The organism is Streptomyces sp. NBC_01622, assembly GCF_045209635.1.
In the GTDB taxonomy this organism is placed as follows: domain Bacteria; phylum Actinomycetota; class Actinomycetes; order Streptomycetales; family Streptomycetaceae; genus Streptomyces.
The window spans coordinates 11,607,447-11,632,396 of the sequence record NZ_CP109293.1; the positions used below are offsets into that span (position 1 = coordinate 11,607,447).

Genomic DNA, 24,950 nt, shown 5'->3' on the forward strand with positions numbered 1-24,950 from the left:
CGGCCACGAGTTCGTGGCCGACCCATCACGCTATACAGTTACCGATATTTCACGAGGTGATCTTTACGATAAATCCGTCATCGGGTCCATCGATGATCCGATTCAAAGTGTAGAACTGGCCGAGGAGAGTTCCGGCTGCGCCATTACTCTCGCCATCGAGGGCCATTACGCTGAAGTTCAGGGGATCTTGGAGAGGATCATAGTCGGACCCCGCAGCCCCCTGGTAAGTGGTGGCGAAAGGAAACTCATCGCATTCCTTGCCGCCAGCGGCATAGTTAGCTCCGAAGAATTTTCCGCAGTTGTAGACGGCTCGAACGCGATTCCTGCCTCTGCGTTCAGTGTCAGTGTAAAGACGCGTAAGGGGCTCGTCCGCGTTCTGGCCAGCTAGCCGTTTCGTGGCCAGGGGTGGCTGAGTCTGCGTCGGTTTTGTGAAGGCTTTCTGGATATGCTTGGCGACTTCATGTTCTGGAGCAGCGTCCGCGGTGCTGTATTTCAGGGTCGCCAGGACGCTGAAAACTGCGGCACCACCAGCGGCTGATGCGTTCAGGTAGCTGGCTTCGTCCCAACGGGGCGGCAACATGAAGATATCACCGCCGGTGAATGCGTCCGATGCCCAACCGGGCGGCGCCACCAGTTTGATGTTGGGCTGGTAGATAGCGGAGATCTGCCGTAGCGAGCCCGCCGTGCCGGGCTGCCCCGACGGAGCGGTGAGTGTTTGCTTGACGGGGATTCCATCCAGCAGCTCAGCCCACTTCCGGGTAGCCGGCAGAGAATTGCCCCCTGTGGTGAATTGGGCGGTGGACGGCCAACTATGGGATACGGACGCGTTCGTGGTGACGCCCAGGTCCCGGGCATCAGTGCTGCCCTCGATAGTGAAATCGGTGTAGTAGTACGTCGCGGTCATTTCCCGGCTGTTCTTGGGGATCGTACCGACGACCACTACATCAAAGTGACTCTCCCCAACCGGCGTACCATTCTTGATCCACACCTGCCCAAATTGACGCCCGGAACAGACCGCATACCTGGACTTGACATAGAACTCACTGCCCACCAGTCCCGCGACACACTCCTGCAGTGTCATGGTATGTGCCGGCTCCGGCAGGGAGACCGCAGTGGCATCGGTGGCAGCCGCAGTGGATGTCAAACGGTCCTCGCTCAACGGCTGCGCTGAGTCTTCCTCCGCCCGAGGCGCGAAAGATTTCGCTGGGCCAGAAACCTCATGCGGAAGCACAGCCGCCAATGCCTGTGGGGTCTGCAGCGTCTGCAACCTTTCAAGGCCGCCAGGTCTCTGAAGTTCAGTCAGCGTGAAGGCGTCGGCGTTTACCGGCTGTACATAGGTTTCCACCCGCTGAGAGCCGGTGTCCCCGTCTGCGTGTGCAACGCTCAGCGGCACTATCAATGGCAAACACAATGCCGCCGTGAGTATTACTCTCGTGCGATTCCGAGAGTCCAGCAAAAGACGTCTCACCAAGCCCCCTGATATGCACACGTGCATCCGGCACGGGCCTTACCACAGGTACCCCTCACAGGATCTTCACAACAAGGGCGGCAGGGATTCTGGCTTGATCACTTCCAGATTTTGGCTGAGATCGCGATCTCTCTACAAGGACACACGCCGGGCCCTGGCCGCGGCACGGGCACCGGTCGAACGCGGCGTCGCACGCCTGGAGTCCTGGCAGATCTTCCGCAGATCCCGATGCAGCCCCAACCGCATGACGTCAACGCCAAGGCCATCCTTACCCTGGAGCGGCAACGCTGAAGAAGCTCAGTGAGTCAGCTTAAAAGATCCCATCCTGAAATTCGGGATCTTCTTTCCCTTCGCCACCGACTTCTTCGTCCCGTCGCAATCACCACTACGGTAAGCCGTCAACTTGTAGTTGCTGACATTCCAGGCGGAGTAGGCCGTAAAGTGGTCAAGATGCACACAGTTGTTCAGAACGGTGCTGTAGCTGTCCTTTTCCCCTTTGTAGTTCTTCTGGCTCCAGAAGCAAGCTCCACGCTTGCTCTTACTGCACGACGAATCTGCAGGTGACACACTGGATGCCGTTGCAGAAGAGGCATTGAAAGTCAGAGCCGTCACTGCAATCGCCACAGCCGTAATGGACCCAAATACCTTGGTGCGGATCACAATTTCCCCCGAGTTCGATTTTCCTCTGTCGTCCCATGCGCGGACAGCATCTCGCAGCGCCCATGATCTTCGTCAGGATGCCGGACCGACCAGGGGCGAGTCATCGCCAACGCGTGTACACATGTCCCGCCATTGCGTCTACGCGATGCCCGGGCGTTCCCTGTTGCGATACTCCAGCGGTGTCATTCCGTATTCACGGCGAAATGTCCGACTGAAGTGGGCGCCGTCGGTGAAACCCCACTGGGAGGCGATGGCGTGGACGGGCACGGTGACCATCGCGGGGTCCGCCAGGTCGGCGCAAACGCGCTCAAGGCGTCGGCGGCGGATCGACGCGGCAACCGAGATGCCCCGTTCCTGGAAGAGTCGGTGCAGATAGCTCACGGATATGTGGTGGGCAGCCGCCACTACTTCCGGCGCAAGCCGAGGGTCGGGCAGGTTCTGCTGGATGAAAGCCTCAATGGTCAGCGTCAGCGTCCGCCGACGGGTCTCTGGAGTGAGGCTGTTCTCCATCTCCAGTACCTGGGCGAGGGCCGCCGACAGCAGATCCACGACGACGGTCCCCAGCCTGGGACCGTCCGCCGGTCCGTATGAGGCGGTGTCCCTTGTCAGCTGGGTGATGAACGCGAAGAGCAGGGCGATGGCTCCCTCGCCGCCGGGCATCCGCCGCGCGAGGAGCCTGTCGACGCTGTCCGTCGGCACCGACAGCAGGACCTTGGGAACGAGGACCGAGAACCCGGTCAAGCTCGCCTTGCCCTCATCGGTCCTGACTCGCATCTCGTTTGGCAACGACGTGCTCAGGAGCACGAGATCATACGGGTGGTGCGTCGCACGGCAGTCGGTCCGGCCCTGCTGGTGGACGACGTCCATGCTGCCTTGGCAAAGGAGCGAGACCAGGTACGCCTCGGGATCGGACTGCCGGACGAGCTTCCGTGTCCGCCGTACGGTCACCGGTGGGGCATGCATCGACCTGACCGCCACGCTCCCGAGGGTCAGGACGCGATCGGTCACGCGGAAGTCGGACGCGTGCTCGCTCACGAGCTCCACAGGCACATGGGTCTTGATGAGATATTCACGCCAGACGTCGAATCGGTCCGCCGCGGGCAGGTCCTCAGTCCGGAGCACCGTCTCATACATCGTTTTCCTCCCCTGGCCATGCTGCTCCGTCATGACCCAGAGCGCGGCATCACACGAGGATTGAACACCAACGTCGGCGCGGGGACATTGGCCGGGAGTCGCATTGCAGCGAAGACTTGAAACCGCGCACATCGAGCGGGATCCGGCCCAGGGCTTCGACGTAGTCGCGTGACGCCCGGTTCGTGGTGAACCGCCGACTCAGCAGTGCTCTCGGAACGTGACAGGCACGGCTTCCAAGATCATGGAGTTCTCTGCGCCCCGTGATCCAAGTGGAAGACCGTGCCTGCCGACGCATCATCGCTGATCCCGCCTGCCCTCGACCAACTGCGCGAGAATCTGCAGGTCGGACCCGAGGAGGTCCCGAGCCTGGTGGAGCGGCCGGCCGGGGTGCCGGACCCGCGTGACCCGCGTGGGGTGCGCCACCGCCTGGCCGTCGTGCTCGCTCTCACCGCGTGCGCGGTGCTGGCCGGTGCGACCGCGCTGCCGGCGGTCGGCGAATGGATCGCTGATGCCCCTGGATACGTTCTGGAACAGGTCGGTGTCGACTCCGACCCGCTTCTCCCCAGGCGGGTCCGGCCCGCAGAGACCACGGTCCGCCGACTGCTGGCCCGCATCGACGGCGACGCGCCGGACCGGGCAGTCGGACGCCGGCTCGCCGACCGACGCCCGAAAACGACCGGGCTGCGCGGACTCGCGGTGGACGGCAAGAGCCTGCGCGGCGCGGCCAAGGAGAAGGGCCGCAAGATCCACCTGCTCGCCGCACTGGAGCACGTCACCGGCCTGGTCCTGGCTCAGCTGGACGTCGGCGAGAAGACCAACAAGATCGCCTGCTTCCAGCCGCTGCTGGACACCGTCGCCAACCTGGCCGGGCCGTGGTCACCAGCGACGCGATGCACACCCAACGTGAGCATGCCGACTACCCCCTCGGCCGGGGCGCCCACTACGTCGTGATCGTCAAGGGCAACCAGAAGAAGCTGCGTCAACAGCTCAAGTCCCTTCCCTGGAAGGACATCCCGCTGCAGGGACGTACCCGGGGCATCGGCCACGGCCGCTCCGAGATCCGTCGGATCAAGGCCGCCACCGTGAACAGCCTCCTCTTCCCCGGAGCCCGCCAGACCGTCCAGATCAAGCGCCGGCGCACCGACAGCAAGACCAGCAGGACCACCCTCAAGACGGTCTCCGCCGTCACCAGCCTGACGGCGGAGCAAGTCACCGCGGGCCAGCTCGCCGAACTCGTCCGCAGCCACTGGACGATCGAGGTCCTGCACCATGTCCGCGACACCACCTTTGCCGAGGACGCCTCCCAACTACGGACCGGCAACGCGCCCCGCGCGATGGCTACCTGGCGCAACCTGGCGATCGGAGCCCTCCGCATGGCCGGAGTGAAGAACATCGCGGCCGGCCTCCGCCGCCACGCCCGCGACCCTCGCCGCCCCCGCGCACTCCTAGGCCTGGGATGATCACGAACCGGACGTCGCGCAACCACGCCGAAGCCCTGGGTCACGGCCCGCTGCTCGCTATCGCGCGGATCGCCGAGAGTTCGCCGTTCTCAACATCATCGACGCTCTCGGAGATCTGGCTCAGCCCGAACTGCTCGTCACTGAAACGTCGGCCGTACTCGCCCCGGAGCCACGCATTCTGTAGACAGTGCTGGCGCTCACCGTTAGGTCCGGATATCGACCGCGCCTGAGCTGCGCTGGACAGGAGTCCTGCCCGACCGGTTTTCCCTGAATCGCTGTTTCGAGGCACGGTACTAGCGCCTGCTACCACCCTGCTACCATTCGTGTATGACTTCCGTGAAGAAGCAGACGCAGGTCAGGCTGGAAGAGGACGTGCTGGGGGCCGGTAGAGCCGCAGCACGTGCCCGTGGGCTGGACTTCAACAAGTACGTGGAGCGGCTCATCGTCGAGGACACCACCGGGGCCCGCGCCGCCGGTATGACGGCTGCCCAACGGCTCATTGACGAGCACGGCGGCTTCCTCGACGATCTGGAAGAACAACTCGACGCCCCGTACGCCGATCCGCAGTCGGGCGCTGCCGCGTGATCCTGCACGTGGACGAATCCTGGATCCTCGAGGTGGCGGAACGGACCGGGCACCACGACCCTTCCCCTGACGACTACGGCGTGCCCATCGCCGCCGTCGCTCGCCATCGCGGGGAACTCCTCGACACCCCGGTCTACGACGGCCCTTACGCCCGCGCCGCCGCTCTCGTACACACCTTGGGCCGCTGCCGCTGGCTGGAGCGCTCCAACCTCACCGTTGCCTGTGCCGCCGCCGTCATGTATCTCGAGGCCAGCAATATCCCCGTCAACCCCACCCGCGAACAGCTCACCGCGCTCGCCCATGAGCTGAACAACCCGCGCTGCACCGCCAACCGGATCGCCTCCTTCCTGCGGACCTGGAAACCCTGAGTCCCGGACCGGGTGGTGATCGCCTCAGGCTATGCCGGCCGGCCGGTACCCCGGGGCAGGAGTCACGCCGCCGGTTCGGGTAGTTGCCCTGGCGTGGTCTCGACGATCTGAATGTCGGCGCAATGAGTGTCCACGAGTTCATTCTTGCGGCCGGCAGTACTGACGTCGCCAAGGCCCTGGCCTCTGCGCAGAACCTCGCGGACCTCGAGGCTCTGGACTGCGACGACCGCGGGCTGCGGGATGTCTGGGAGACCCTCGTTGTCACCGGCCGCCGCTGCAGTGCGGTATTCAACCTCCGCCTGGAGTGTATCGACCGGCACGGGAAGATCCCGTTGCTCTGGCACGATCAGACGAAGGTCGGGAACTTCGACGAGGGCATCCGCATCTCCGAATGGCTCATCCAGAGTTGGAGTCTAGGCAGGCCAAGACCATCGACCGCTTCATCCAGCGCAACGGCCGCCTGCCGTCCGCCACCGACCGGCTGGAACTGGCGCTCTTTCCTCGAGCGCCCTCCAACAGGCGGGGTTTGAACGGTGTCTCCTACGGATGGTTTTCGACGCAGTTCAGTACCTGGGTCAAGGGCCTCGACCTCGGCGGGGCGGTTCCCCACCAGGCTCGCCACACGCTGGCCACCAATCTGCTGCGGGCCGGTGCGAACCTGACGCACGTCAAGCGCTACCTCGGCCAGATCTCCGAGGCGATGGCCGAGCACTACGTCCACATCGCCAACACCGATCCCGTGCTCAACGCCGCTCTCGAGGCGGTCTGGGTCGGCGGCCCCGGAGCCGCCGAACCGGGAGTCCTCCTGGCGGCGGTGAGCCGCTGACACGCGCGGAAGCCGAGGCCCTGGCTATCGACCTCACCCGCAGATCCACACCCGCCGAGGGTGGCTTTTGCACCTTCCAGCCCGTCGTCAACGGTGACGCATGTCCATGGGGTCTGAACTGCCACAGCTGGTAGGAGTTCGTGTTGTCGGGAGCGGATCTCGTCTACTGGCACCGCAAGCGCGAGCAGTGGCGGGATGCTCGCCGAGCGAGCGTCTGACAGCGCGACCGCCGACTGGCGACCACCGTCGAGAGGATGTTCCGCGAGGACCGCGCAGCGCTCCTGGAGGCTGCACTGGAGCTGTGGACGCACTACGGGCCCAAGCACTTGGACTTGGTGGTGCGCGGCCAGGGAGGCCTGGCGGATCTCGCCGGCGTCCGTGCCCCGGCCGCGGCGGACCCCGGCGCTGAAGTGGACGCCCACTCAGTCGTACGGACCTCCGCTCCGGGCCAAGGCGCTGGCCGGCCCGTCCCGCATACCGGCTGTACGCGCCCTCATCCAGTTCACCGAACGTCGTTGACCACATCCCGTACGGAGACCCGGATCCACATGAGCGAGAACACCAAGAACCTTGAGCAGCTTGGGGAAGGCGCGGCACGCTCCCTCGTCGAACTCGTCGCCGCCCTTCAGGACCGCGGGATCACGTACCCGCTGGAGGCGTATCGCATCTTCAGCTACCTCACTCGTACCACCGGAGAGTTGCGGACCGCCATCGAACTCCTGCGAGCCTCCGCGTGGGATCTCGAGGACCGGGGACGTCTGATGACCGGCTGCCGGGGCGAACCGCTCGTCGAGGTGATCGAGCGCTTCAGCGAATTGCGCGGCAGGTCGAGGGACCTTGCGGGCGGACTGAACGGCACCTTGAGCAAGGGCCACTCGGCGGTCGGACATCTCGCGTACAAGGAGACACTGACGAGCAGGAGTCGGCGGCACGCGGCTGAGACCGTCTGTTCGTCAGTGAGCGGAGGCCGGGGCCACCGGCCCCGGCCTCCGCTCCGTCGTGCGGTTGTCCGTCGCCGCTCGCCGGCAAGCGCTTCGCCCGGTCAACTCCCGCCAGTAGATCTCACAAGTGAGTGAATACCAGGCGTAGGCGTGTGACTCTTTCAAAATTCTTAGAGGTTGTCTCACGTGGTGTTGCCCCAGCTACTCGACCGTGCTCGTGAGAAACGTGTGGAACTCGGCGGCGAGGTTTCGCATCTCCTCGCCGGCCGCGTGCACGGTGGTGGTCTCGAAGTGCCACTCCTCGGACGGAGGCCGATCGTGGATGCCCCACGTCAGGTGCACGTAGCCGCCCGAGTGGTGTTCCGCCGAGATCGTCAGGTCGCGTTCCAGAGAGCGCCAGGCGCGCGCACCTTCCCAGCCGCGGAAATCCTCGGCCAGTGAGGAGAGGAAGGTGTCGAGGCCGTCGCCGTCCCACGTCCGAACCAGGGTCTCGATACTGACCCATTGCCCGCGAGCTTTCACGACGAAGTCGAGTGTGGGGTCGTCCTCGAACGGTCTCGCCAGCTCGGAGAAGAGCAGGTGGACCGGTCGCGGTCCGGTGTCTCCCACGCGTACCGCAGGGCCGTCTTCGGTCATTTGTGCAGGTTAGAAGTCGTGGGGCTCGATCGCCAACTGCTATTCCCGCACTGCCCCGAGGACGGGCCCCAGGTCCCATGTGGGGCATGATCGTCCGCTATGGCTGTGGATCTTGCGCGGGACCTGGTCCCCGATGGGCTGTGGAAGATTGCCGCGCCACTGATACCACCGTTCCGGCCCAGACAGCAGGGTGGCGGGACGGTGCCGGTGGCGGATCGGAAAGTGTTCACGGCGGTGGTGTACGTGCTGACCAGCGGTTGCGCCTGGCGGTATCTGCCGCCGACGTTCGGCACCTCGCCTGCCACCGCGCATCGCCGGTTCTCGGCGTGGACCAGGGCCGGTCTGTGGCGCCGGCTGCACCGGGCGGTCCTGGACGAACTCGGTGCCAGAGGTGCGCTGGACTGGACCTCGGCGATCATCGACGCCGCGTCCGTCCGTGCGAAAAGGGGGCTCGCTGACCGGGCCGAACCCGGTCGATCGCGGCAAGAAGGGCAGCAAGCTGCATGTGCTGTCCGAAGCGCAGGGCATCCCGCTGGCCGTCGCAGTGTCCGGTGCGAACGTGCATGACAGCCAGGCGTTCAAGCCGCTGCTCCTGGGCGTCCCCGCCATACGCTCCCGGCGCGGGCCACGACGACGGCGACCGGTCAAGGTCCGCGCCGACAAGGCGTACTACTCCGCCGAACACCTTGCCTGGCTTCGCTCCCAAGGACTCATCCCGCGCATCGCGCGCCCGGGCATCGAGTCCGGCGAGCGGCTCGGCCGACACCGCTGGAAGATCGAGAGGTCGATCGCCTGGTTGTTCGGTTACCGCCGTCTCACCGTTCGCTATGAACGCAAGGGCAGCCACTTCCTCGCCTTCCTGGGCCTCGCCGCAGCTCTCACCTGCTACAAGAAACTCGCAAAACTCACCACGTGAGACAACCTCTTAGACCGTGTCCTATGTGGTGAGGCGGACGTTGGTCTGTTCATGGGGCGGGGTACGTGGAGTTGGATTGTTCCGGACGGGCTGTGGGAGATCGCGAAGCCGCTGATCCCGCCGTCGAAAGTGCGGCCGCAAGGCGGCGGGACGCAGGGCACGCCTGATGAGACGCTGTTCGCAGCCATCATCTACGTCCTGGTCAGCGGGTGTGCCTGGCGAGCGTTACCGCCGTGCTTCGGTGTCTCGAAGTCGACCGTCCACCGCCGATTCCTGATCTGGTCCAGAGCCGGTGTCTGGGGCCGCCTGCACGAAGCTGTCCTGCACCGCCTGGACGACGCCGGCCTCATCGATGTCTCCCGCGTCGTCCTCGACACCGCCCACGTCAGGGCGAAAAAGGGGGCGAACACACAGGTCCGAGCCCCGTGGACCGGGGCAAGCCGGGTTCCAAGATGCACGTTCTGTCGGACGCGAACGGATTGCCCCTCCTCGTCGGCGTCTCCGCCGGTAACACCCATGACAGCGAGGGTCTGAAGCCCATGGTGGCGGGTCACCAAACGAGACACGACCCGGATCGCGGCCGCTACTTCAAGCCCCAGCGCTTCCACGCGGACAAGGCCTACGACCGGCCGGACCTGCGGAAATGGTTACGCGGCAAGCGCATTGGAGTCCGCATCGCCCGCAAAGGAATCGAGTCCAGCGAACGATTGGGCCGCCGCAGGTGGGTGATCGAGCGCACGATGTCGTGGCTGTCCGGCTACCGCAGGCTCAGCCCCCGCTACGAACGTCATCCCCGCAACTACCTGGCCTTTCTCGGACTTGCCGCCGCCCTCTGCTGCTACAAGCGATACGTCCGCCTCACCACATAGGACACGGTCTTAGTGGATTTTGATAGTACGGCAGTTAGAGGATGTCTCACGTGGCGTGATGTACGTGCGGCATGATGCCGGTCGTGGGTGTTGATCTGTCACAGCGGCTGGTTCCTGATGAACTGTGGGAGCTGGTCGTCCCGTTGCTGCCGTCGTTCGCTGCTCGTCCGCAGGGTGGCGGGACTGCTCCGTGTGATGAGCGGGCCGTGTTCACTGCAGTGGTGTATGTGCTGACCAGCGGTTGCGCCTGGCGGCATCTGCCACCGACGTTCGGTACGTCTCCCGCTACGGCGCATCGCCGGTTCGCGGTGTGGACCGAGACGGGCCTGTGGCGCCGGCTGCACCGGGCGGTACTGGACGAACTCGGCGCCAGGGGCGAGGTGGACTGGACCTCGGCGATCGTCGACGCGGCGTCCGTCCGGGCGAAAAGGGGGGCACGCTGACCGGGCCGAATCCGGTCGATCGCGGCAAGAAGGGCAGCAAACTGCACGTCCTGTCCGACGCCCAGGGCATCCCGCTGGCTGTTGCGGTGTCCGGGGCGAACCTGCACGACAGCCAGGCGTTCAAGCCGCTGATCCTGGCGATACCCGCCATCCGCTCCAGACGCGGACCGCGCCGACGGCGACCGGTCAAAATCCGGGCGGACAAGGCGTATTACTCCGCCGACCACCTGGCCTGGCTCCGCGTCCGCGGCCTGATCCCGCGGATCGCGCGTCCGGGAATCGAGTCTGGCGAGCGGTTGGGCCGCCACCGCTGGAAGATCGAGCGGTCGATCTCCTGGCTGTTCGGCTACCGCCGGCTCACCGTCCGATACGAACGCAAGGGCAGTCACTTCCTCGCCTTCCTCGGCCTCGCGGCAGCCCTGACCTGCTACAAGAAGCTCGCAAAACTCACCACGTGAGACATCCTCTTAGTTCGGCATTCTGGGAGGGTGAGTGAGTCAGAGTCAGAAGCCATCGGCCGAGACCGCGATGACTGCGACCGAGGCCCGCACGGAGCTCTTCGCCCTGGTGAAGTGTGCCGAGAGGGACGGGGTCTCGACGCTGATCCACAAGCGGGATGATCACGCCCTTCTCGTACCGCTGGCCCGGTTTCCGGCAGCCCGGCAGCCCGGCGCGTTCCCGTCCCACGTACTGAGTGCGGCTCAGAGGGACTTCGGTGATCTCATCACGCTGGCGGCTCAGGGCCAGCCGCAGGTGCTCCGGCGCAACAGCACACCGGTCGCGGTACTACTCCCCGCCGACCCCGCCTCAAGTGTCCTCTCGACCGACACGGCCGCGCCCCCCGGCGCGGCGACCGCAGGAGGTGCGGTGAACAGCCAAGCCGACCAGGACAGCGGCACTACGCCGCGCAGGCTCACCACGCTCGGCGACGCCGTGTCCGTTCTCACCTCCGTCCTCACCGGAGGCCCCACGTTCGGACTACCCGGGCTGGACGCCGCGACGGGCGGTCTGCAGCCGGGCCGGCTAACCCTCGTGGCGGCTGCCCCGAACATCGGCGGAAGCCTCCTGGGACTCGCGGCCGCGCGGCGGACCGCTCTCGTCGACCGCCGCACGGTTCTGTACGCGGCGTCGGGACCGAACCGGGACGACATCTTCCGCCGGATCATCTCCGCGGAGACCGGGGGCGACTACCCGCGCCTGAAGCAGGGCCGCCTCACCGAGCACGAGCAGCAGGTCGCCCACCAACTGGTCCAGGCGGGCGACCTGCTGATGATCGACGACGGCAGCGATCTGACCGCCGTGGACATCGCGGAGACCGCTCCGCACATGGAGGGCCTGGCCCTTGTGGTCGTGGACCGCCTCCAAGCGGGCCCGCAGCGCCCGCCTGCCGCTGTCCGGGGACCGTCTTCCGGATGCCTCTCAGGTCCTGGCTTCCCTCGCGCGCACCCTGCACGTGCCGGTCCTCGCCATCGTCGACAGCGATGACCCCACCCTCCTGGGACTCCTGGACGCCGACATCACGTTGACACTCACGCCGACCGAGGACCCTGCCAAGGTCCAGGTGACGGTCGCCGAGCGCGACTTCGGCACGATCGGCTCGGCATACCTGAGCCCCGACTTGCTGCACGCCCGCTTCCTCGACGCCGGCAGCTCCCTCGCCGCCCCTACGGCCAAAGACCAACCCGCGCCCCTTCGGGGCAGTGCCGTGGAACGGGAGTTGGCCGAGGCAGCACTTCCCTACACCTCCGGCGCACGGCAGGGAGTGCCCGCCGCCGTCACCCATGTACTGGCCGCGCTGCGCACCGCACTCGCCAACGGCGCCCAGGACGTCCTTGACGACCTCGGGCCGTCGCTCGCCGAGATCGCCGCGGCACCGCCCCAACTGCCGGACACCGACGAGGGACGCCGCCTCACCGCCGCGCTGAACACCTATGACTCCGTGCTTGCCGGTGCCGACCATCCCGTCGCGAGCAGCGGACACGTTCCATACGATGAAGACGACACAGAAAGGGAAGTGGAACTTCAGCCGGGGGACGAGGAGGACGAGGCCGAGACAGCGGTCTTCCCCGCGTTGAAGATCCTCAGGGACGCGGTCGGCCGCTCGAAGATGCACCCGATCCCGGTCATCGGCGTCGAGGCACGGGAGTGCGATCCGTGGCTGCTGATCAGTGAGCACATGGACGGCGAGCCTCGCTGGGTCCACCCCGACGTCACCAACACGCGCGTGCCCTTCCTCCGGGAGAACAGGAAGCGGGTCCGGCGAGACCATTTCGACGTGCCCGACTCCTTCGGCGCGGGGGTGATGTGCCTGATCGACCGCAACGGCTCCTACCCGTCCGCCTGTTCAGCCGTCCCTCTCGCCCCGAACAAGCTGCTGAACACCGGGCCCCTCGACGCGTTCGACAAGGCCAGCGCTGGCATCTACCTCATCGACATCCCGCAGTGGACGCGCACCGACATGCCGCACCCCCTGGGACGAATCATCGACCGGCCCGACGAACAGGGCCGCGTCTGGGTGACCACCCCGCACATCAAGCAGCTCGCGAGGCTCGTCCGCGAAGAGCACCTCACCGCAATGCCGACCATCTACGACTCGTGGACGGGGAAGGCCAACGAGTCGCTGTTCAAACCGTTCTACGAGGCCACCCGGAAGGCGCGTACCGAGCTCGTCGAGGCTGGCGGTGAGCCGTACAAGGCGTACAAGACACGGCTGTCGATCGCGCTGCGTCTGCTGTGGCCCAAGCGGCAGGAACAGCGGTCCCCGTTCTGGAGGCCGGACTGGCGTATGAGCATGGTCGCGGAGGCGTCCGTGCGGCACTGGATGGCGGCCTTCAAGGCGGTCCAGACCGGGCACACGCTCATCGCGCTACGCAACGTCGACGCGGCCGTCTTCTGGACACCCGAGGACACGCCGCCCGCCACGTACCGGATCGGGACGGGCTTCGGCGAGGTCAAGGCGAAGTTCATCCAGGTGGGCGAGATGATCCCTGAGGGCGACGACTGATGGCCGGGCCCACCGGTCGCGGAGGGTCTCTGGGCGCCGCCCTCGGCGACCTCCTGCGCGCCCAGGTCACGCCCCGCCACCGGCTGTCGTCCTACAGTGCCAAGCACTGGCATGCCCAGCTCTCCCAGCTCACCGCAACCTACCGCGGCTACCAGGCTCTGGACGAGGCCGGCCTCGACGTCACCGCTAAAACGCTCCTCAACTGGCTGTCTGATCCTGAGTACAACGTCCGCCGCGGCTACCGGGACCTCATCCACACCGCCTACGAGAACGTCGCGATCGTGCCCGCCGGCCCGATCCCCGACCACGTCAAGGACGGCCAGTGGGAGATTAGCGGCTACGTCACCACCGGAACCGACCGTCGCGAGCGCGGAACACGCGCTGCCGCGCCCCTGAGGATCGACGGGAGCCGGGGCGACTGGGACGCGATCGAGGAACTCTGGATCGCCGGCGAGTTCACCGACAGGGAGTTCGAGGACCACTTCATCGACGATGTGATCGTGCAGGACATCGGTGAAGGTACCGACGGATGGACCTTCGACGGCAGCTCGTACTCCGTTGAACTCAGGTAGCACCAACAGCGGGGCAGGCCACGGCCTGCTACAGCAGCCAGGGAACCCGCGTATGACCATCGGCCCTAAACGCCCCGCGTTATCGCTGAACATTGTCGACAGGGGGCAGCCGTGAGCGTCCAGCTTCGAGTGGTTTCGAAGCCGCGGGCACAAGCCCGGGGGAGGCGTAGTCACCCGCCGTGCCCTGGACCCGCAACGTGTGGCTTCGAGGCCGTGAGGAAGCCGTAAAGCAGAGCCTGGGAAGTAGTCCGTTCTTGGTCAAGCCGGGCTCGAGTGTCAGCCCTGACTGTGAGATTGAGGGGCTGGGGAGACGGGACACCGAAACCTCAGGTAGATGGGTTGTCGACTGACAGCAACTTTCCCCGCCTAGAGCCCCCGAGTCATTGCCCACCCGTCGGGGCTGCGTCTGTCCCATTCCGCACTGCAGCTGCTGCGGTGAAGGTTGGCCGCTCGGCGACGACTGATCGGCACCCGGCGGCGGATGGCCTGCAGCCGACAGGCGAAAGTCCCCGTCAGCTTGCTGACGGGGACTCATGCACGATCGACGTTGAGACCATGTCCTGCGTGGTGAGGCGGACGAGGCGCTTGTAGCAGCAGAGGGCGGCGGCGAGTCCGAAAAATTCCAGGTAGTTCCGGGGATGACGCTCGTAGCGGGGACTGAGTCTGCGGTAGCCGGACAGCCACGACATCGTGCGCGCGATCACCCACCTCCGACGTCCTAATCGCTCGCTGGACTCGATGCCTTTGCAGGCGGTGCGTACTCCGATTCGCTTCCATCGAAGCCACCTGCGCAGGTCGGTGCGACCGTAGGCTTTATCTGCGTGTAGGCGGTGGGGGACGTCGTCAAGTGGTCCCGGGGATTGAGTTGCGCTGGGACCATCAGCCGGGCCGTCGGTTCCGGATCCGGTGCCTCACCGCCCAGACGGCGAGGCTGACGAGGGCGAGGAGCAGCCAGGTGACGACGAATCCGAGCGGGTCGCTCTCGTGTGCGCCGGAAGTGACGATGCCGGAGACGACGGTGAGCACGCAGGCTCCGGCGATCATCTTGCCGGTGAGCGGGAGCCCATCCGCGGCGCGGCGCCGGGCCGGCTCACGCGTACCCCGGCGCAGCCAAACGGCGGTGCACAGCGCGAGCACCCCGCCGCCCAGCATGCTCAGGCCGGCGCCCAGGTAGAGACCCGGATACGTCGTCGGCGCCTCAACTGTCTGCTGAACGCGCCCGTCGAAGGTGATGTCGGTGCGGTGGCCGTGCCAGACGACCACCCCGATGCGGTCGCCCTTCCGCAGCCTCGACAGCACAGGGCCGGAGTCGTCGAGGCTGATCCTGCCGGACACCGACGAGGGGCCCGCGACCTCCAACCAGTAGTTGCCGCCATGACCGTTGGAGTGGTCCTCCAGGTTCCTGACCACGGCAGGGATGCCCCGGGTTTTTGGTGCGGCCTCGTAGGCTCGCACGGTGGAAAGGCTGTGGCGATAGGGCACGGCGAGCACGGCAGTTCCGCCGAGGACGAGGAGCAGCGCCAAGGCCGCGAGCCCCCACGCCCGTCGCCCAGCTTCCCAAGTCCTGCCGACCATCGCGCCTCCCTGGGAGGTTCGACTCGGAACGGCCAAGGAGGGTTGCGCCCACTTACCTTGGTGCGAGCCAAATGGAATGACTCGGAGCTGATCTCGACAGCACCGCCCCTACCGGACAGCCGAAGAACCGTCTCACTGCATGAGCTGAGGTGGGGCCGCTTCAACCCGTCACTACTCCTCAATGCGTCGACGCGGCCCGTTTCCCGGGGCCCCTGGAGGCCAATATGCCGGGGCCGTTGAACGGTCCTGGCGGGCATTCCGTGAAGGCGATCACGCTTCCGAACGCCGGTGACATGCGGTCACGTTGCCGGGATCCTGGCTGACGTGTGAGGGCTTGATCGAGAGGCTGTTTCCGCATCTGGAAGCGGTACGCGTGGAGCAAATGGTGCTGAAAGAAGGCGTGTTATGTGTTGTGGCGCGGACCCGAGATGGGCGGGACTACGCCTGCCCGGCATGCGGGACACCGTCGCGACGGACGCACAGCCGGTACGAGCGCCGACTTGCCGACGCGTCGGTGGGCGGCCGCCGGAGCGTGATTGAGCTGTCGGTTCGGCGGCTGTTCTGCGACAACGCCGGCCGCGCCCAGGAGGCATTCGCCGAACAGGTCTAGGCCGTTTCTGATGGCTCTTGGTGGGCTGGGTGGATCTCGTGGGTTGCCGGGCAGGACGCCCGTATGGTGCGGCGATACGAACTCACGGACGCGCAGCGGCAGAGGATCCAGCCTCTTCTGCCCGGCAATGGCAGGCCGGGCGGGCAGTGGGCGGATCATCGCAGGGTGATCAACGGGGTGCTGTTCCAGGCCCGGACCGGGGTGCCCTGGCCTGACCTGCCCGACCGATACAGGCCCTGGCAGACCGCCTACGAGAGGCATCGCCGCTGGTCGGCCGACGGCACCTGGCAGACCATCCTTCACGAGCTGTAGATCGAGGCGGACGCCGGTGACCCCGACGGCACACGCGCCCTCCAGGTGTACCGGCAGGAGTGGGCCGTGAACATCGACTCGACCTCCTGCCGGGCGCATCAGCACGCGGCCGGAGCTCCCCGCAGGCCTCCGGCCGACTATCCGCGAAAGGGGGCGGGGCTCGTGATGAGGCCGATGGGCGGGAGGCGTTGGGGCGCTCGCGGGGCGGGCTGACCAGCAGGGTCCACCTGCTGTCCGACGACCGGGCCCGCCCGCTGCAGTGGCTGACCTCGCCCGGCCAGCCGGGTGACAGCCCGATGTTCGCTCCGGTGCTGAACGGCTTGCGCATCCGGCGCCGCGGACCAGGCCGCCCGCGCAGCTGGCCGGACCGGGTGCGCGGCGACAAGGCGGACTCCAGCCGCGACAACCGCGCCTACCTGCGCAGGCGCGAGATCAAAGCCACCATCGCGCAGCCCGATGCCTCCTGATGGGACGACGAAGCGGTTGTGGATGCGAGCCCCCTAGCTTGACTCTGTCGGGGATCTTGGAGTTTCCCGGTGCAACGACATGATCAACGGGCATGCTCGGGGCTGTTCTGCAGGCCGATGTAGCTGTTGGGGTGTGCGTTGTCCCTCCGTTCCCGTTCCGGTGAGCAAGTTCCGGCTCTGACCGCGCAGATCGCGCGGGCGAGCAACCCGGACGGTACGACGGCGATATGGGTGCGGGACCGGTTGGACGGGCTGTGGCACGACGAGGACTTTGCCGGCTGGTACCCGCGCGACGGCCGTCCGGGCCTGTCGCCCGCCCAGTTGGCCACCGTCTGCGTGCTGCAGTTCGTGCTGGGTCTGTCGGACCGGCAGGCGGCGGAAGCGGTCTGCTGCCGCATCGATTTCAAGTACGCGCTGGCCATGGAGCTGGACGATCCCGGCTTCCACCACAGTGTGCTGGCCGACTTCCGCGAGCGCATCGCTCAGGACGACCGCGCCGACCGTCTTCTCGATCTGGCGCTCGCCCGCCTGAAGGAGGCCGGACTCGTACGCGAGCGCACCACGCAGCGCACTGACTCCACCCACGTCTTGGCCGCGGTACGCGACCTGACCCGGCTGGAACTGGTCACCGAGGCCGTCCGTGCCGCGCTGGAAGAAGTCGCCCGCACGGCCGGGCACCTGCTGGTCGGCCTGGTCGACGAGGAGTGGGGGCGCCGCTACGGCCGTCCGGTCCGCCTGGGCAAGAACCCCACCCGGCCCAAGACCAGGATCCTCGCCGCCGGCGACGACGCCTGTCGGCTGCTGGAGCATCTCCACCGGCACGGATCCGGCTACCGGCCCGGCCCGCAGGCCGAGGCGCTGCGGCAGATCGTCGTGCAGAACTACTACCCCGACGCGACAGGCCGCCTGCGCTGGCGGACCGCCGACGACGGTGGGCTACCGCCCTCCTCCTCGGCGATCGCCTCCCCTTACGACATCACGGCGCGTTATGTCCGGCATGGGCACATCATCAGCTGGAAGGGGTTCGCCGCACATGTCACCGAGACGTGTGCCTCCGGCAGCGTGAACGTGATCACGGACGTGGCCACCACGTCGGCTGCCACAAACGACGGCCAGGCTCTGCCCGGCATCCACACCCGGCTGGCGCGTCGCGGGCTGCTGCCAGCCGAGCATCTGGTCGACGGCGGCTACACCTCCCTGGTCCACCTGGAACGAGCCCAGCGCGAACACCAGGTCACCGTCAGCGGCCCACTGCCGGGCAACCCCACTCGCCAGCACCGCAAGAACGAGGGCTTCGGCCGGGACGACTTCCACATCGACTTCGACCGCCGACAGGTCACCTGTCCCCAGGGCCAGGTCAGCGCCGGCTGGCACGGCCCCTACCCGACGTCCTCGCCCACCGCCGCCCCGTTGATCGTGGCCCGGTTCACCAAGAGCCAGTGCCGCCCCTGCCCGGTCCGCACCCGCTGCACCGCCACCGCCGACAGCGCCGGGACCGTGGGCTTTCCCCCACGAGAACTCCGCGATCTGCAACTCCGTGTCCGCGCCGAGCAGCAGACCCCCGGCTGGAAGGCCCGCTACGCGGTCCGCTCAGGAGTCGAGGGCACCATCAACGAGTTCGCCCATGGACACGGCATGCGCCGCTGCCGCTACCGGGGACAGCCGAAAACTCATCTGCAACACGTACTCACGGCCATCGCCGTGAACATCGAACGCCTCAGCGGCCTGCCACCGACTGAGGAAACCCCCTCACCACGGCCACCGACCGCCTTCCAGACCTTCCTGGACCAGCACTGGGCGAGTTCAACCAGTCGTTGCAACACCGGGCTGTTGCAACGAGCGTAGCTGCTCTTCGAAGACCTCGGCGGGTGTCCGCCAGCCGAGGGTCTTGCGGGGCCGGTTGTTGATCGCCATGGCGACGGCTTCGAGGTCCGTGGACGACCACCGGGACAGATCGGTGCCCTTCGGGAAGTACTGACGCAGCAGCCCGTTCGTATTCTCGTTCGTCGGTCGTTGCCAGGGCGAGTGGGGATCGGCGAAGAACACCTTCGTCCCGGTATCGATGGCGAACTGGGCGTGGCCGGAGAGTTCCTTTCCGCGGTCCCAGGTGAGGGTTTTGCGTAGCTGCTCGGGCAGCTGCGTCATCGACGTCGTGAGCGCCGCGTTCATCGCGATCGCGCCATAGCCCCCGAGTGAGGTGCCGTTCTTCACGGGCGGATTCTCGCCCCAGCCCTCGAGCCGGGGCAGGTGCACCAGGAGCGTGGAGCGGCTGCTGCGCTCGACCAGCGTGCCGATCGCGGAGCGACCCGTCCCGATGATCAAATCGCCTTCCCAGTGTCCGGGGACCGCGCGGTCTGCGGCCTCGGCGGGGCGTTCGCTGAGGATGACGTCCGCGGTGACATGCCCCTGCGGTTTGTTCTGTGACCGTGCACGGGGAGTCCGCAGCGCCCGGCCGGTGCGCAGGCACGTGACCAGTTCCCGCTTGAGCGCGCCACGGCCCTCGATGAACAGCGCCTGGTAGATCGCTTCGTGGCTGATGCGCATGGACTCATCATCGGGGAAGTCGGCATGGAGACGGTGCGAGATCTGCTCCGGGCTCCATGCCGTCGCCCATCGTCTGTCCTGCCGGTGCGGCTTGTTCAGCCCCTTCCAGGCGGGCGTCCTGGGTCCGGGGACGATCGTGTTGCCGGGGCGGCGGACGCTGCCGGCGAGCCGGTCCTGCACGTACTCACGCAACCTGTCGTTGCCTGTGAGCTTCGCGGTCTTCGGGCGCTTGGCGGCCTGCTGTGCTTTCCACTGGGCGACCGTCGCGCGGTACTCCTGCTTGCCGCTGCGCGTGGCGGCGTTGCGGCGCAGTTCGCGAGAGATCGTTCCGGGGTCACGCCCCAGGGCGCGGGCGATCTCGCGCACGCCCTTGTTCATCGCACTGAGGATCGCGATCTCCTCGCGCTCCTCGAACGCGAGGTACCGGCCCGTGGGCTCGGCCAACGAGATCGGAGGCATGCCGCCAGCGTGACGAAACCACCTCGCACCCACCGGCCACGACACGCCGACCGCCAACGACGCCTCCACCGTCGTGACCCCTGTGGCGATCAGCCGCCAGAACTGGCGCTGCACGACTCGAGACGGATCAGGCCGCCCCGGCGAACGCATCGCCGGCCGCAACGCACGATCAGCGCGCCACTGCCGACGCCGACCCTCCGGAACATCGCTGGTCTTCAAACTCCAGTCCGCCGTGGCCACGTCGCACACCTCCGAGATCAAAGTGTTGCGACGACCAGTTGAATCCACCCAGCATCCCCCGGTCGAAGTCCTGGCGAACGCTGGGCAGTTGACCTCGACCGCTCCAAGATCCCCGACAGAGTCAAGGGGTCTGTTGTGAAAGTGCTGGTCACAGCCACTCGTTGAGGACTGCGACCAGCACGGTCGCCTCGTAGCGGACCGCGAGCTTGTCATACCTCATGGCTACAGCCCGGTGGCGCTTGAGGCGGTTGTTCCCGCACTCGACCGCGTGCCGCTGCTTGTAGTCGTCCTTGTCGAACTTGGGCGGCCGTCCGCCTCGCGATCCGCGCTTGAGGCGGTTGCGGACGCGGTCCGTCGGGACCGGGATCGTGGCCTTGATCCCGTGTCTGCGCAGACAGGCGCGATTGCTGCGGGAGTCGTACGCCTTGTCGGCCCGGACCCGGTCCGGCCGTTTGCGCGGCCTGCCGACTCCGGGGCGGGGCACCCGGATCGCTTCCAGGACCGGCTCGAACTGAGGCGAATCACCCCGCTGTCCGGCGGTGATCACCACCGATAGCGGCTTCTGCCCCTGCTCGACGGCGAGGTGGATCTTGCAGGTCAGGCCGCCCCGGGAGCGTCCGAGCCCGTGGTCGGCCGGCTCGATGGTGATCCCGCCGGGCGGTTCCTTCTGGAGATCCCCCTTTTCGCCGCCCCAGCCGCGTACTGGTGGGCCCGGCAGACCGTGGAGTCGACGTTCACGTCCCAGATGATCAGGCCCTTGGCATCCGCCTCGGCCTGCAGCTGAGTGACGATCCGGGCCCAGGTGCCATCGCGCTGCCAGCGCCGGAACAGGTCATAGACCCGGTCCTACGGCCCGTAGCGTTCCGGCACGTCACGCCACGGAGCACCCGTCCGGGTCCGCCACCGTATGCCGTCTATCAGCTGCCGCCGCGTCCACACCGGCGGACGGCCCGGCTTGATGCCCCACGGCAACAGCGGCTCAAGCCGGGCCCACTGGCCGTTCGTCAGATCCCACGCCCCACAGAACGTGATCACCAACCATCAAGATCAACTTTTGCAACAGACCCTGGACCCACAGGCGATCGCACCGGCCTGCCCGCCCTGGCCGTCATGTGCTTCCGGGGCCCGCATCCGCTGGCCAGTCGTCGCTTTCTCCACGTAGCCCCAGCCTGGTGCCGGGTCAAGTCGTCCATTGACGCCGACTAGATACTGAGTGTAGATACTGAGGTATGACTGTTCCTCTGGCACTCCTCGGACTCCTTGAACGGGAGTCGAGCCACGGCTACGACCTCAAGCGCGACTACGACACCTATTTCGGCCGGGGTAAGCCGCTGCCCGCCGGGCAGGTCTACTCGACCCTGGGGCGCCTGGCCCGTGACGGGAAGGTCGAGGTCGGCGATACCGGGCCCGGTTCGGGGCCGGACCGTAAGCGCTACGTGATCACCGAGCTGGGAGTCACGGAGGTCGAGGGCTGGCTGACCGAGCCGGTCGAGGGTGAACCGCACCTGCAGACGGTGCTGTTCACCAAGGTCGTACTGGCGGTGCTGCTGGAGCGCGACCCCCGCGTGTACCTCGACATCCAGCGTGCCGCCCACATGGAGCGGATGAGGGAGCTGACCGAACTGCGCCGGACCGGCAGCACGATCGACTCGCTGCTTGCCGATCACGGCGTGTTCCACCTGGAGGCCGATCTGCGGTGGATGGACCAGACCGTGGCACGGCTCGCCGCTCTGACAGCGGAGGTGCGCTCATGAGTTCGGACGACGGCTTCCTGGTGGAAGCGCGAGATGCTGTCCTCTCGTTCGGGCAGACGCCCGCGCTGCAGGGTGCGAACCTCTGCGCCCGTGCCGGCGAGATCCTTGCCGTCACGGGACCGAGTGGCTCCGGCAAGTCCACGCTGTTGCACTGCCTGGCCGGGATCCTGACACCTGACTCCGGCGAGATCTGGTTCGACGGCCGCCGCGTCGACACCCAGGGCGAGCCCGAGCGCAGCGCGCTGCGCCGGGACCGGTTCGGCTTTGTCTTCCAGTTCGGTCAGCTCGTCCCCGAGCTGACCGCCGAGGAGAATGTTGCTCTGCCGCTGCTGCTCGCGAAGTCCCGCAGGGCGAGCGCGCTGGCCGAGGCCCGATCGTGGTTCGGGCGGCTCGGTCTGGACGGTCTCCAGGGGCGCCGGTCCGGCGAGCTCTCCGGCGGGCAGGCACAGCGTGTCGCCCTGGCCCGCGCCCTGGTGTCCCGGCCCAGGGTGCTGTTCGCCGACGAGCCGACCGGGTCGCTCGACTCGCTCACCGGCGAGCACGTGATGGATTTGCTGGTCGCCTCCGCACGGGAGGAGGGCACCACCGTTGTCCTCGTCACCCATGAGCCGCGGGTGGCCGCCTTCGCGAAGCGTGAAGTCATCGTCCGCGATGGTAGGGTCACGCCGCTCTTCGTCGAACGGCTCACCTCGTGATCCGCCTCGGCCTGCGCCTCACCCTGAGCGGCGGGAGGGAGGCTGCCGCCCGTCTCGCCATCATCGTGGCCGCCGTCGCCCTCGGCGTCGGATTGCTGCTGAGCATCCTGGCGGCCATCAACGCCACCGCCACCCAGAACAGCCGGAACGCCTGGCTCAACACCGGCTCCGGCACGGGGACATCGAGCCAGTCGGCAGCGAAGGCGGACACGGACCCGCTGTGGTGGCTGCTCAGGGCGGACCACTTCGACGGCAAAACCATCGGCCGCGTCGACGTCGCCGCCACCGGCCCGAACTCCCCGGTCCCACCAGGACTCTCACGACTTCCCCGACCGGGCGAGTACTACGCCTCACCGGCCCTGAGCAAGCTCCTCCACTCCGTCCCGGCCGCCGAACTCGCCGACCGCTACCCCGGCCACCAGGTCGGCACGGTCGGCAACGCGGGGCTCCCGGGCCCCGACTCCATGGTCATCGTCGTCGGCCACCGCCCCGACCAGCTCGCGAAGCAGCGCGACGCCACCCAGGTCACCACGATCACCACCGTGACCCCCAGCAGCTGCAACGGCACGAACTGCACGGTCAGGGCGGGCATCGACAGCAGGGGCATCAAGCTCATCCTCTCCGTCGCGGGCACCGCCCTGATCTTCCCCGTGCTTATCCTCATCGGCACGGCCACCCGGCTGGCAGCCGCCCGCCGCGAGCAGCGCTTCGCCGCGATGCGCCTGGTGGGCGCCACACCGCGGCAGATCTCGATGCTGTCCGCCGTCGAATCGGCCCTCGCCGCGATCGTTGGCACGGCCGTCGGCTTCGGCCTCTTCTACGTGTTCCGTACGCAGCTGGCCCTGGTCAACCTCACGAGTACGCCGTACTTCGCCGGCGACCTCACGCTGCGGACCGGCGAGATCCTGCTCGTCTCCGTCGCTGTCCCGGTGGGGGCCGCGGTCGCGGCCCGGATTGCTCTGCGCCGCGTGCAGGTCTCCCCGCTCGGGGTCACTCGGCGCGTCACGCCGCGCCCGCCGCGCATCTACCGGGTGATCCCACTGGCCGCCGGTATCGCCGAACTCTCGTACATCATCGGCCGGGTGCCCAGGAGCACCAACGGCCAGATCTGGGTCTTTGTCCCGGGAATCCTGCTGGTCCTGACCGGACTCGTCATCGCCGGACCGTGGCTGACCATGGCCGGAGCCCGCCTCCTGGCCCGGCAGACCAGCCGCCCTGCACTGCTCGTTGCGGGCCGACGGCTCGCGGACGACCCGAAAGCCGGCTTCCGCGCGGTCAGCGGGCTGGTCCTCGCCCTGTGCGTCACCAGCGCGGCCGTCGGGATCATCGGCTCGCTGAACGCCGAGCGCAGCATCCCGCAGGCCAGCCGGACGGTCGCCGGCGCCTTGGACGCCAACTACACCGAAGGTTTCAACCGCGCTACCGGGCGTCAGATCGGCAGCGTGCCCCCGCTCCCGGAGGCCGCGCTCGGCGACCTGAACTCCGTACCGGGCGTCAAAGGCGTGCTGATGATCCACACGAATCCGCTCGGCACCACGGACCCGACCATTCACGCCCGACAAGGCGTCGGGACCCCGCCGGTGGCCGGCCTGGCCTCGTGCACGGAGCTCGCGAAGATGCCGGCCCACAGCGCATGCGCCTCCGGAGCCCAAGCGGCGTCGCTCCCCCAGAACTACGGCAGCTTCGGCACGTACTACTGGATGCACTGGCCCACGGCATGGCCCGCCGCCGACATCTCCGCCCAGCGCCTCGCCCGCCTCCCCGTCCAGGAGATCGTCGTGGCCACCAACGGGTCGACGTCGGCGGTCGAACGTGCGCGCACCATCCTCGCGAACACGTATCCCGACCGCGACGTCCCCTGGACCGTCCGCGAGGACCATGCGCAAAGTGGCGCACAGCTCGCCGGATACCAGCAACTGGCCAACGTGGTCATCCTGGTCAGCTTCCCCATCGCCGGCTGCAGCCTGGCGGTGAGCGTGGCTGGGGGCCTGCGCGACCGCAAGCGCCCCTTCAGCCTGCTGCGGCTGACCGGCACACCGCTCGGGGTACTGCGGCGGATAGTGCTTTTGGAGAGCGTGGTCCCGCTCCTGGTGGTCGCCGTGGTGGCGATCGGGATGGGCTTCCTGGCCGCCCAGCTGTTCGTACAGGCACAGTTCAGGTATTCGATCCAGGCACCGGGGATCCAGTACTACGCGATCGTGCTCGCCGGGTTCGTCGCCTCGCTGGGGGTCATCGCGTCCACGATGCCGCTGCTCAGGCGGATCACGGGACCTGAAACGGCACGCAACGAGTAGCAGGAACGGCGACGGCTCGGACCGGCTGACCGCAGCCTGTCCGAGCCGTCCGTCGTTCAGGACGGCCTGGATCGAGAACTCACTGCTGTGAGTCCTGCTCGTGCTGACGAACACCGAG

General features: G+C 67.2%; 25 protein-coding genes and 4 pseudogenes. 21 read left to right on the forward strand and 8 right to left on the reverse strand.

The features are described 5' to 3' along the window. Nucleotides 1-49: 49 nt before the first annotated feature. Nucleotides 50-1,345 carry a hypothetical protein gene (locus tag OH768_RS53730; RefSeq protein WP_406465000.1) on the reverse strand — a complete coding sequence of 432 codons (1,296 nt, stop codon included), beginning with the start codon at nucleotides 1,343-1,345 and terminating at the stop codon, nucleotides 50-52. Nucleotides 1,346-1,604: 259 nt separating this feature from the next. On the opposite strand from OH768_RS53730, the pseudogene OH768_RS53735 reads away from it, so the two are divergent. After that, nucleotides 1,605-1,759 (forward strand): annotated as a pseudogene (locus OH768_RS53735) (IS5/IS1182 family transposase); the annotation flags it as partial. A 6-nt stretch (nucleotides 1,760-1,765) separates the two neighbouring features. On the opposite strand, the gene OH768_RS53740 reads toward OH768_RS53735, so the two are convergent. Beyond that, nucleotides 1,766-2,128, reverse strand: coding sequence for a peptidase inhibitor family I36 protein (locus OH768_RS53740; RefSeq protein ID WP_406465002.1), 363 nt, complete (start codon nucleotides 2,126-2,128; stop codon nucleotides 1,766-1,768). A gap of 138 nt (nucleotides 2,129-2,266) precedes the next feature. Further along, the gene (locus OH768_RS53745; protein ID WP_406465003.1) at nucleotides 2,267-3,394 is read right to left on the reverse strand and encodes a helix-turn-helix domain-containing protein; all 1,128 of its coding nucleotides are present in this window, start codon (nucleotides 3,392-3,394) and stop codon (nucleotides 2,267-2,269) included. Between the two features lie 147 nt (nucleotides 3,395-3,541). Between OH768_RS53745 and OH768_RS53750 the strand changes: the two genes are divergently transcribed. The 7 genes from OH768_RS53750 to OH768_RS53780 all read left to right on the forward strand — a co-directional run bounded on the left by OH768_RS53750 (nucleotide 3,542) and on the right by OH768_RS53780 (nucleotide 7,577). Beyond that, a complete protein-coding gene (locus OH768_RS53750; RefSeq protein WP_406465005.1) occupies nucleotides 3,542-4,213 on the forward strand; it encodes a transposase family protein in 672 nt (223 codons plus the stop codon). Next, a complete protein-coding gene (locus OH768_RS53755) occupies nucleotides 4,153-4,722 on the forward strand; it encodes an ISAs1 family transposase (RefSeq protein WP_406465007.1) in 570 nt (189 codons plus the stop codon). Before OH768_RS53750 ends, OH768_RS53755 begins: the two co-directional genes overlap by 61 nt. Nucleotides 4,723-5,049: 327 nt before the next feature. Then, the gene (locus OH768_RS53760; protein ID WP_406465008.1) at nucleotides 5,050-5,307 is read left to right on the forward strand and encodes a hypothetical protein; all 258 of its coding nucleotides are present in this window, start codon (nucleotides 5,050-5,052) and stop codon (nucleotides 5,305-5,307) included. Then, nucleotides 5,304-5,675, forward strand: coding sequence for a fic family toxin-antitoxin system, toxin component (locus tag OH768_RS53765; RefSeq protein WP_406465010.1), 372 nt, complete (start codon nucleotides 5,304-5,306; stop codon nucleotides 5,673-5,675). The genes OH768_RS53760 and OH768_RS53765 overlap by 4 nt, the downstream gene beginning before the upstream one ends. 122 nt (nucleotides 5,676-5,797) lie before the next feature. After that, nucleotides 5,798-6,205 carry a hypothetical protein gene (locus tag OH768_RS53770; RefSeq protein ID WP_406465011.1) on the forward strand — a complete coding sequence of 136 codons (408 nt, stop codon included), beginning with the start codon at nucleotides 5,798-5,800 and terminating at the stop codon, nucleotides 6,203-6,205. Continuing rightward, on the forward strand, nucleotides 6,202-6,501 hold the full coding sequence (locus OH768_RS53775) for a tyrosine-type recombinase/integrase (RefSeq protein ID WP_406465012.1): 300 nt from the start codon (nucleotides 6,202-6,204) through the stop codon (nucleotides 6,499-6,501). Before OH768_RS53770 ends, OH768_RS53775 begins: the two co-directional genes overlap by 4 nt. Nucleotides 6,502-7,049: 548 nt before the next feature. Continuing rightward, on the forward strand, nucleotides 7,050-7,577 hold the full coding sequence (locus tag OH768_RS53780) for a hypothetical protein (protein ID WP_406465013.1): 528 nt from the start codon (nucleotides 7,050-7,052) through the stop codon (nucleotides 7,575-7,577). Between the two features lie 66 nt (nucleotides 7,578-7,643). Here OH768_RS53780 and OH768_RS53785 read toward each other — a convergent pair whose 3' ends face one another. After that, on the reverse strand, nucleotides 7,644-8,078 hold the full coding sequence (locus OH768_RS53785; protein ID WP_406464614.1) for a DUF6228 family protein: 435 nt from the start codon (nucleotides 8,076-8,078) through the stop codon (nucleotides 7,644-7,646). 99 nt (nucleotides 8,079-8,177) lie between these two features. Here OH768_RS53785 and OH768_RS53790 point away from each other — a divergent pair. The 6 genes from OH768_RS53790 (at nucleotide 8,178) to OH768_RS53815 (ending at nucleotide 13,882) form a co-directional block, all read left to right on the forward strand. After that, a protein-coding gene (locus OH768_RS53790; protein WP_406464615.1) for an IS5 family transposase occupies nucleotides 8,178-8,994 on the forward strand; the annotation gives its coding sequence in 2 pieces (ribosomal slippage) (nucleotides 8,178-8,525 and nucleotides 8,527-8,994; 816 coding nt in all). Between the two features lie 51 nt (nucleotides 8,995-9,045). After that, a protein-coding gene (locus tag OH768_RS53795; RefSeq protein ID WP_406448790.1) for an IS5 family transposase occupies nucleotides 9,046-9,863 on the forward strand; the annotation gives its coding sequence in 2 pieces (ribosomal slippage) (nucleotides 9,046-9,388 and nucleotides 9,388-9,863; 819 coding nt in all). Between the two features lie 83 nt (nucleotides 9,864-9,946). After that, nucleotides 9,947-10,764 (forward strand): IS5 family transposase gene (locus tag OH768_RS53800; RefSeq protein WP_406465015.1). Its coding sequence is split into 2 segments (ribosomal slippage): nucleotides 9,947-10,289 and nucleotides 10,289-10,764, totalling 819 coding nucleotides; the frame shifts between segments, so codons are not numbered across the junction. Between the two features lie 70 nt (nucleotides 10,765-10,834). Next, a complete protein-coding gene (locus OH768_RS53805) occupies nucleotides 10,835-11,791 on the forward strand; it encodes a type II toxin-antitoxin system prevent-host-death family antitoxin (RefSeq protein ID WP_406465017.1) in 957 nt (318 codons plus the stop codon). Next, a complete protein-coding gene (locus tag OH768_RS53810; protein WP_406465018.1) occupies nucleotides 11,760-13,310 on the forward strand; it encodes a hypothetical protein in 1,551 nt (516 codons plus the stop codon). The genes OH768_RS53805 and OH768_RS53810 overlap by 32 nt, the downstream gene beginning before the upstream one ends. After that, entirely contained in the window at nucleotides 13,310-13,882 is a 573-nt protein-coding gene (locus OH768_RS53815) for a hypothetical protein (protein ID WP_406465020.1), read from the forward strand. Before OH768_RS53810 ends, OH768_RS53815 begins: the two co-directional genes overlap by 1 nt. A 512-nt stretch (nucleotides 13,883-14,394) precedes the next feature. On the opposite strand, the pseudogene OH768_RS53820 reads toward OH768_RS53815, so the two are convergent. Next, nucleotides 14,395-14,718: pseudogene (locus OH768_RS53820) on the reverse strand (transposase); the annotation flags it as partial. A gap of 43 nt (nucleotides 14,719-14,761) precedes the next feature. After that, the gene (locus OH768_RS53825; RefSeq protein WP_406465022.1) at nucleotides 14,762-15,457 is read right to left on the reverse strand and encodes a hypothetical protein; all 696 of its coding nucleotides are present in this window, start codon (nucleotides 15,455-15,457) and stop codon (nucleotides 14,762-14,764) included. 334 nt (nucleotides 15,458-15,791) lie between these two features. Here OH768_RS53825 and OH768_RS53830 point away from each other — a divergent pair, with 334 nt between their 5' ends. From OH768_RS53830 to OH768_RS53845, 4 genes and pseudogenes are all read left to right on the forward strand, one after another. Further along, the gene (locus tag OH768_RS53830) at nucleotides 15,792-16,067 is read left to right on the forward strand and encodes a transposase family protein (RefSeq protein ID WP_406465024.1); all 276 of its coding nucleotides are present in this window, start codon (nucleotides 15,792-15,794) and stop codon (nucleotides 16,065-16,067) included. A 63-nt stretch (nucleotides 16,068-16,130) separates the two neighbouring features. Beyond that, on the forward strand, nucleotides 16,131-16,379 hold the full coding sequence (locus tag OH768_RS53835) for a transposase (protein ID WP_406465026.1): 249 nt from the start codon (nucleotides 16,131-16,133) through the stop codon (nucleotides 16,377-16,379). A 188-nt stretch (nucleotides 16,380-16,567) separates the two neighbouring features. Continuing rightward, nucleotides 16,568-16,831, forward strand: a pseudogene (locus OH768_RS53840) (IS5/IS1182 family transposase); the annotation flags it as partial. Between the two features lie 153 nt (nucleotides 16,832-16,984). After that, complete coding sequence (locus OH768_RS53845) at nucleotides 16,985-18,691, forward strand: IS1182 family transposase (protein WP_406465027.1); 1,707 nt, start codon at nucleotides 16,985-16,987, stop codon at nucleotides 18,689-18,691. Here OH768_RS53845 and OH768_RS53850 read toward each other — a convergent pair. Together OH768_RS53850 and OH768_RS53855 are read right to left on the reverse strand one after the other, a co-directional pair. Continuing rightward, complete coding sequence (locus tag OH768_RS53850) at nucleotides 18,650-19,849, reverse strand: IS30 family transposase (protein WP_406465821.1); 1,200 nt, start codon at nucleotides 19,847-19,849, stop codon at nucleotides 18,650-18,652. The two genes, OH768_RS53845 and OH768_RS53850, sit on opposite strands and share 42 nt — an antisense overlap. Nucleotides 19,850-20,237: 388 nt before the next feature. Next, nucleotides 20,238-21,121: pseudogene (locus OH768_RS53855) on the reverse strand (IS5 family transposase). A gap of 197 nt (nucleotides 21,122-21,318) precedes the next feature. Here OH768_RS53855 and OH768_RS53860 point away from each other — a divergent pair. Genes OH768_RS53860 through OH768_RS53870 form a run of 3 tightly spaced genes read left to right on the forward strand, consistent with a single transcriptional unit; the run spans nucleotide 21,319 to nucleotide 24,832 of the window. Beyond that, entirely contained in the window at nucleotides 21,319-21,843 is a 525-nt protein-coding gene (locus OH768_RS53860) for a PadR family transcriptional regulator (protein WP_406465029.1), read from the forward strand. Continuing rightward, the gene (locus OH768_RS53865) at nucleotides 21,840-22,538 is read left to right on the forward strand and encodes an ABC transporter ATP-binding protein (RefSeq protein ID WP_406465031.1); all 699 of its coding nucleotides are present in this window, start codon (nucleotides 21,840-21,842) and stop codon (nucleotides 22,536-22,538) included. The genes OH768_RS53860 and OH768_RS53865 overlap by 4 nt, the downstream gene beginning before the upstream one ends. After that, nucleotides 22,535-24,832 (forward strand): FtsX-like permease family protein, encoded by a 2,298-nt coding sequence (locus tag OH768_RS53870; protein ID WP_406465033.1) that lies wholly within the window; start codon nucleotides 22,535-22,537, stop codon nucleotides 24,830-24,832. Before OH768_RS53865 ends, OH768_RS53870 begins: the two co-directional genes overlap by 4 nt. Nucleotides 24,833-24,950 lie beyond the last annotated feature (118 nt).

Excerpts from the sequence above, each read along its gene's own strand:
- OH768_RS53805 (WP_406465017.1), top strand. The coding sequence starts at position 10,835 with ATGACTGCGACCGAGGCCCGCACGGAGCTCTTCGCCCTGGTGAAGTGT.
- OH768_RS53770 (WP_406465011.1), top strand. The coding sequence starts at position 5,798 with ATGAGTGTCCACGAGTTCATTCTTGCGGCCGGCAGTACTGACGTCGCC.
- OH768_RS53860 (WP_406465029.1), top strand. The coding sequence starts at position 21,319 with ATGACTGTTCCTCTGGCACTCCTCGGACTCCTTGAACGGGAGTCGAGC.
- OH768_RS53780 (WP_406465013.1), top strand. The coding sequence starts at position 7,050 with ATGAGCGAGAACACCAAGAACCTTGAGCAGCTTGGGGAAGGCGCGGCA.
- OH768_RS53850 (WP_406465821.1), bottom strand. The coding sequence starts at position 19,849 with ATGCCTCCGATCTCGTTGGCCGAGCCCACGGGCCGGTACCTCGCGTTC.
- OH768_RS53785 (WP_406464614.1), bottom strand. The coding sequence starts at position 8,078 with ATGACCGAAGACGGCCCTGCGGTACGCGTGGGAGACACCGGACCGCGA.
- OH768_RS53835 (WP_406465026.1), top strand. The coding sequence starts at position 16,131 with ATGGTGCGGCGATACGAACTCACGGACGCGCAGCGGCAGAGGATCCAG.
- OH768_RS53815 (WP_406465020.1), top strand. The coding sequence starts at position 13,310 with ATGGCCGGGCCCACCGGTCGCGGAGGGTCTCTGGGCGCCGCCCTCGGC.
- OH768_RS53760 (WP_406465008.1), top strand. The coding sequence starts at position 5,050 with ATGACTTCCGTGAAGAAGCAGACGCAGGTCAGGCTGGAAGAGGACGTG.
- OH768_RS53755 (WP_406465007.1), top strand. The coding sequence starts at position 4,153 with ATGCACACCCAACGTGAGCATGCCGACTACCCCCTCGGCCGGGGCGCC.
- OH768_RS53825 (WP_406465022.1), bottom strand. The coding sequence starts at position 15,457 with ATGGTCGGCAGGACTTGGGAAGCTGGGCGACGGGCGTGGGGGCTCGCG.
- OH768_RS53745 (WP_406465003.1), bottom strand. The coding sequence starts at position 3,394 with ATGTGCGCGGTTTCAAGTCTTCGCTGCAATGCGACTCCCGGCCAATGT.
- OH768_RS53865 (WP_406465031.1), top strand. The coding sequence starts at position 21,840 with ATGAGTTCGGACGACGGCTTCCTGGTGGAAGCGCGAGATGCTGTCCTC.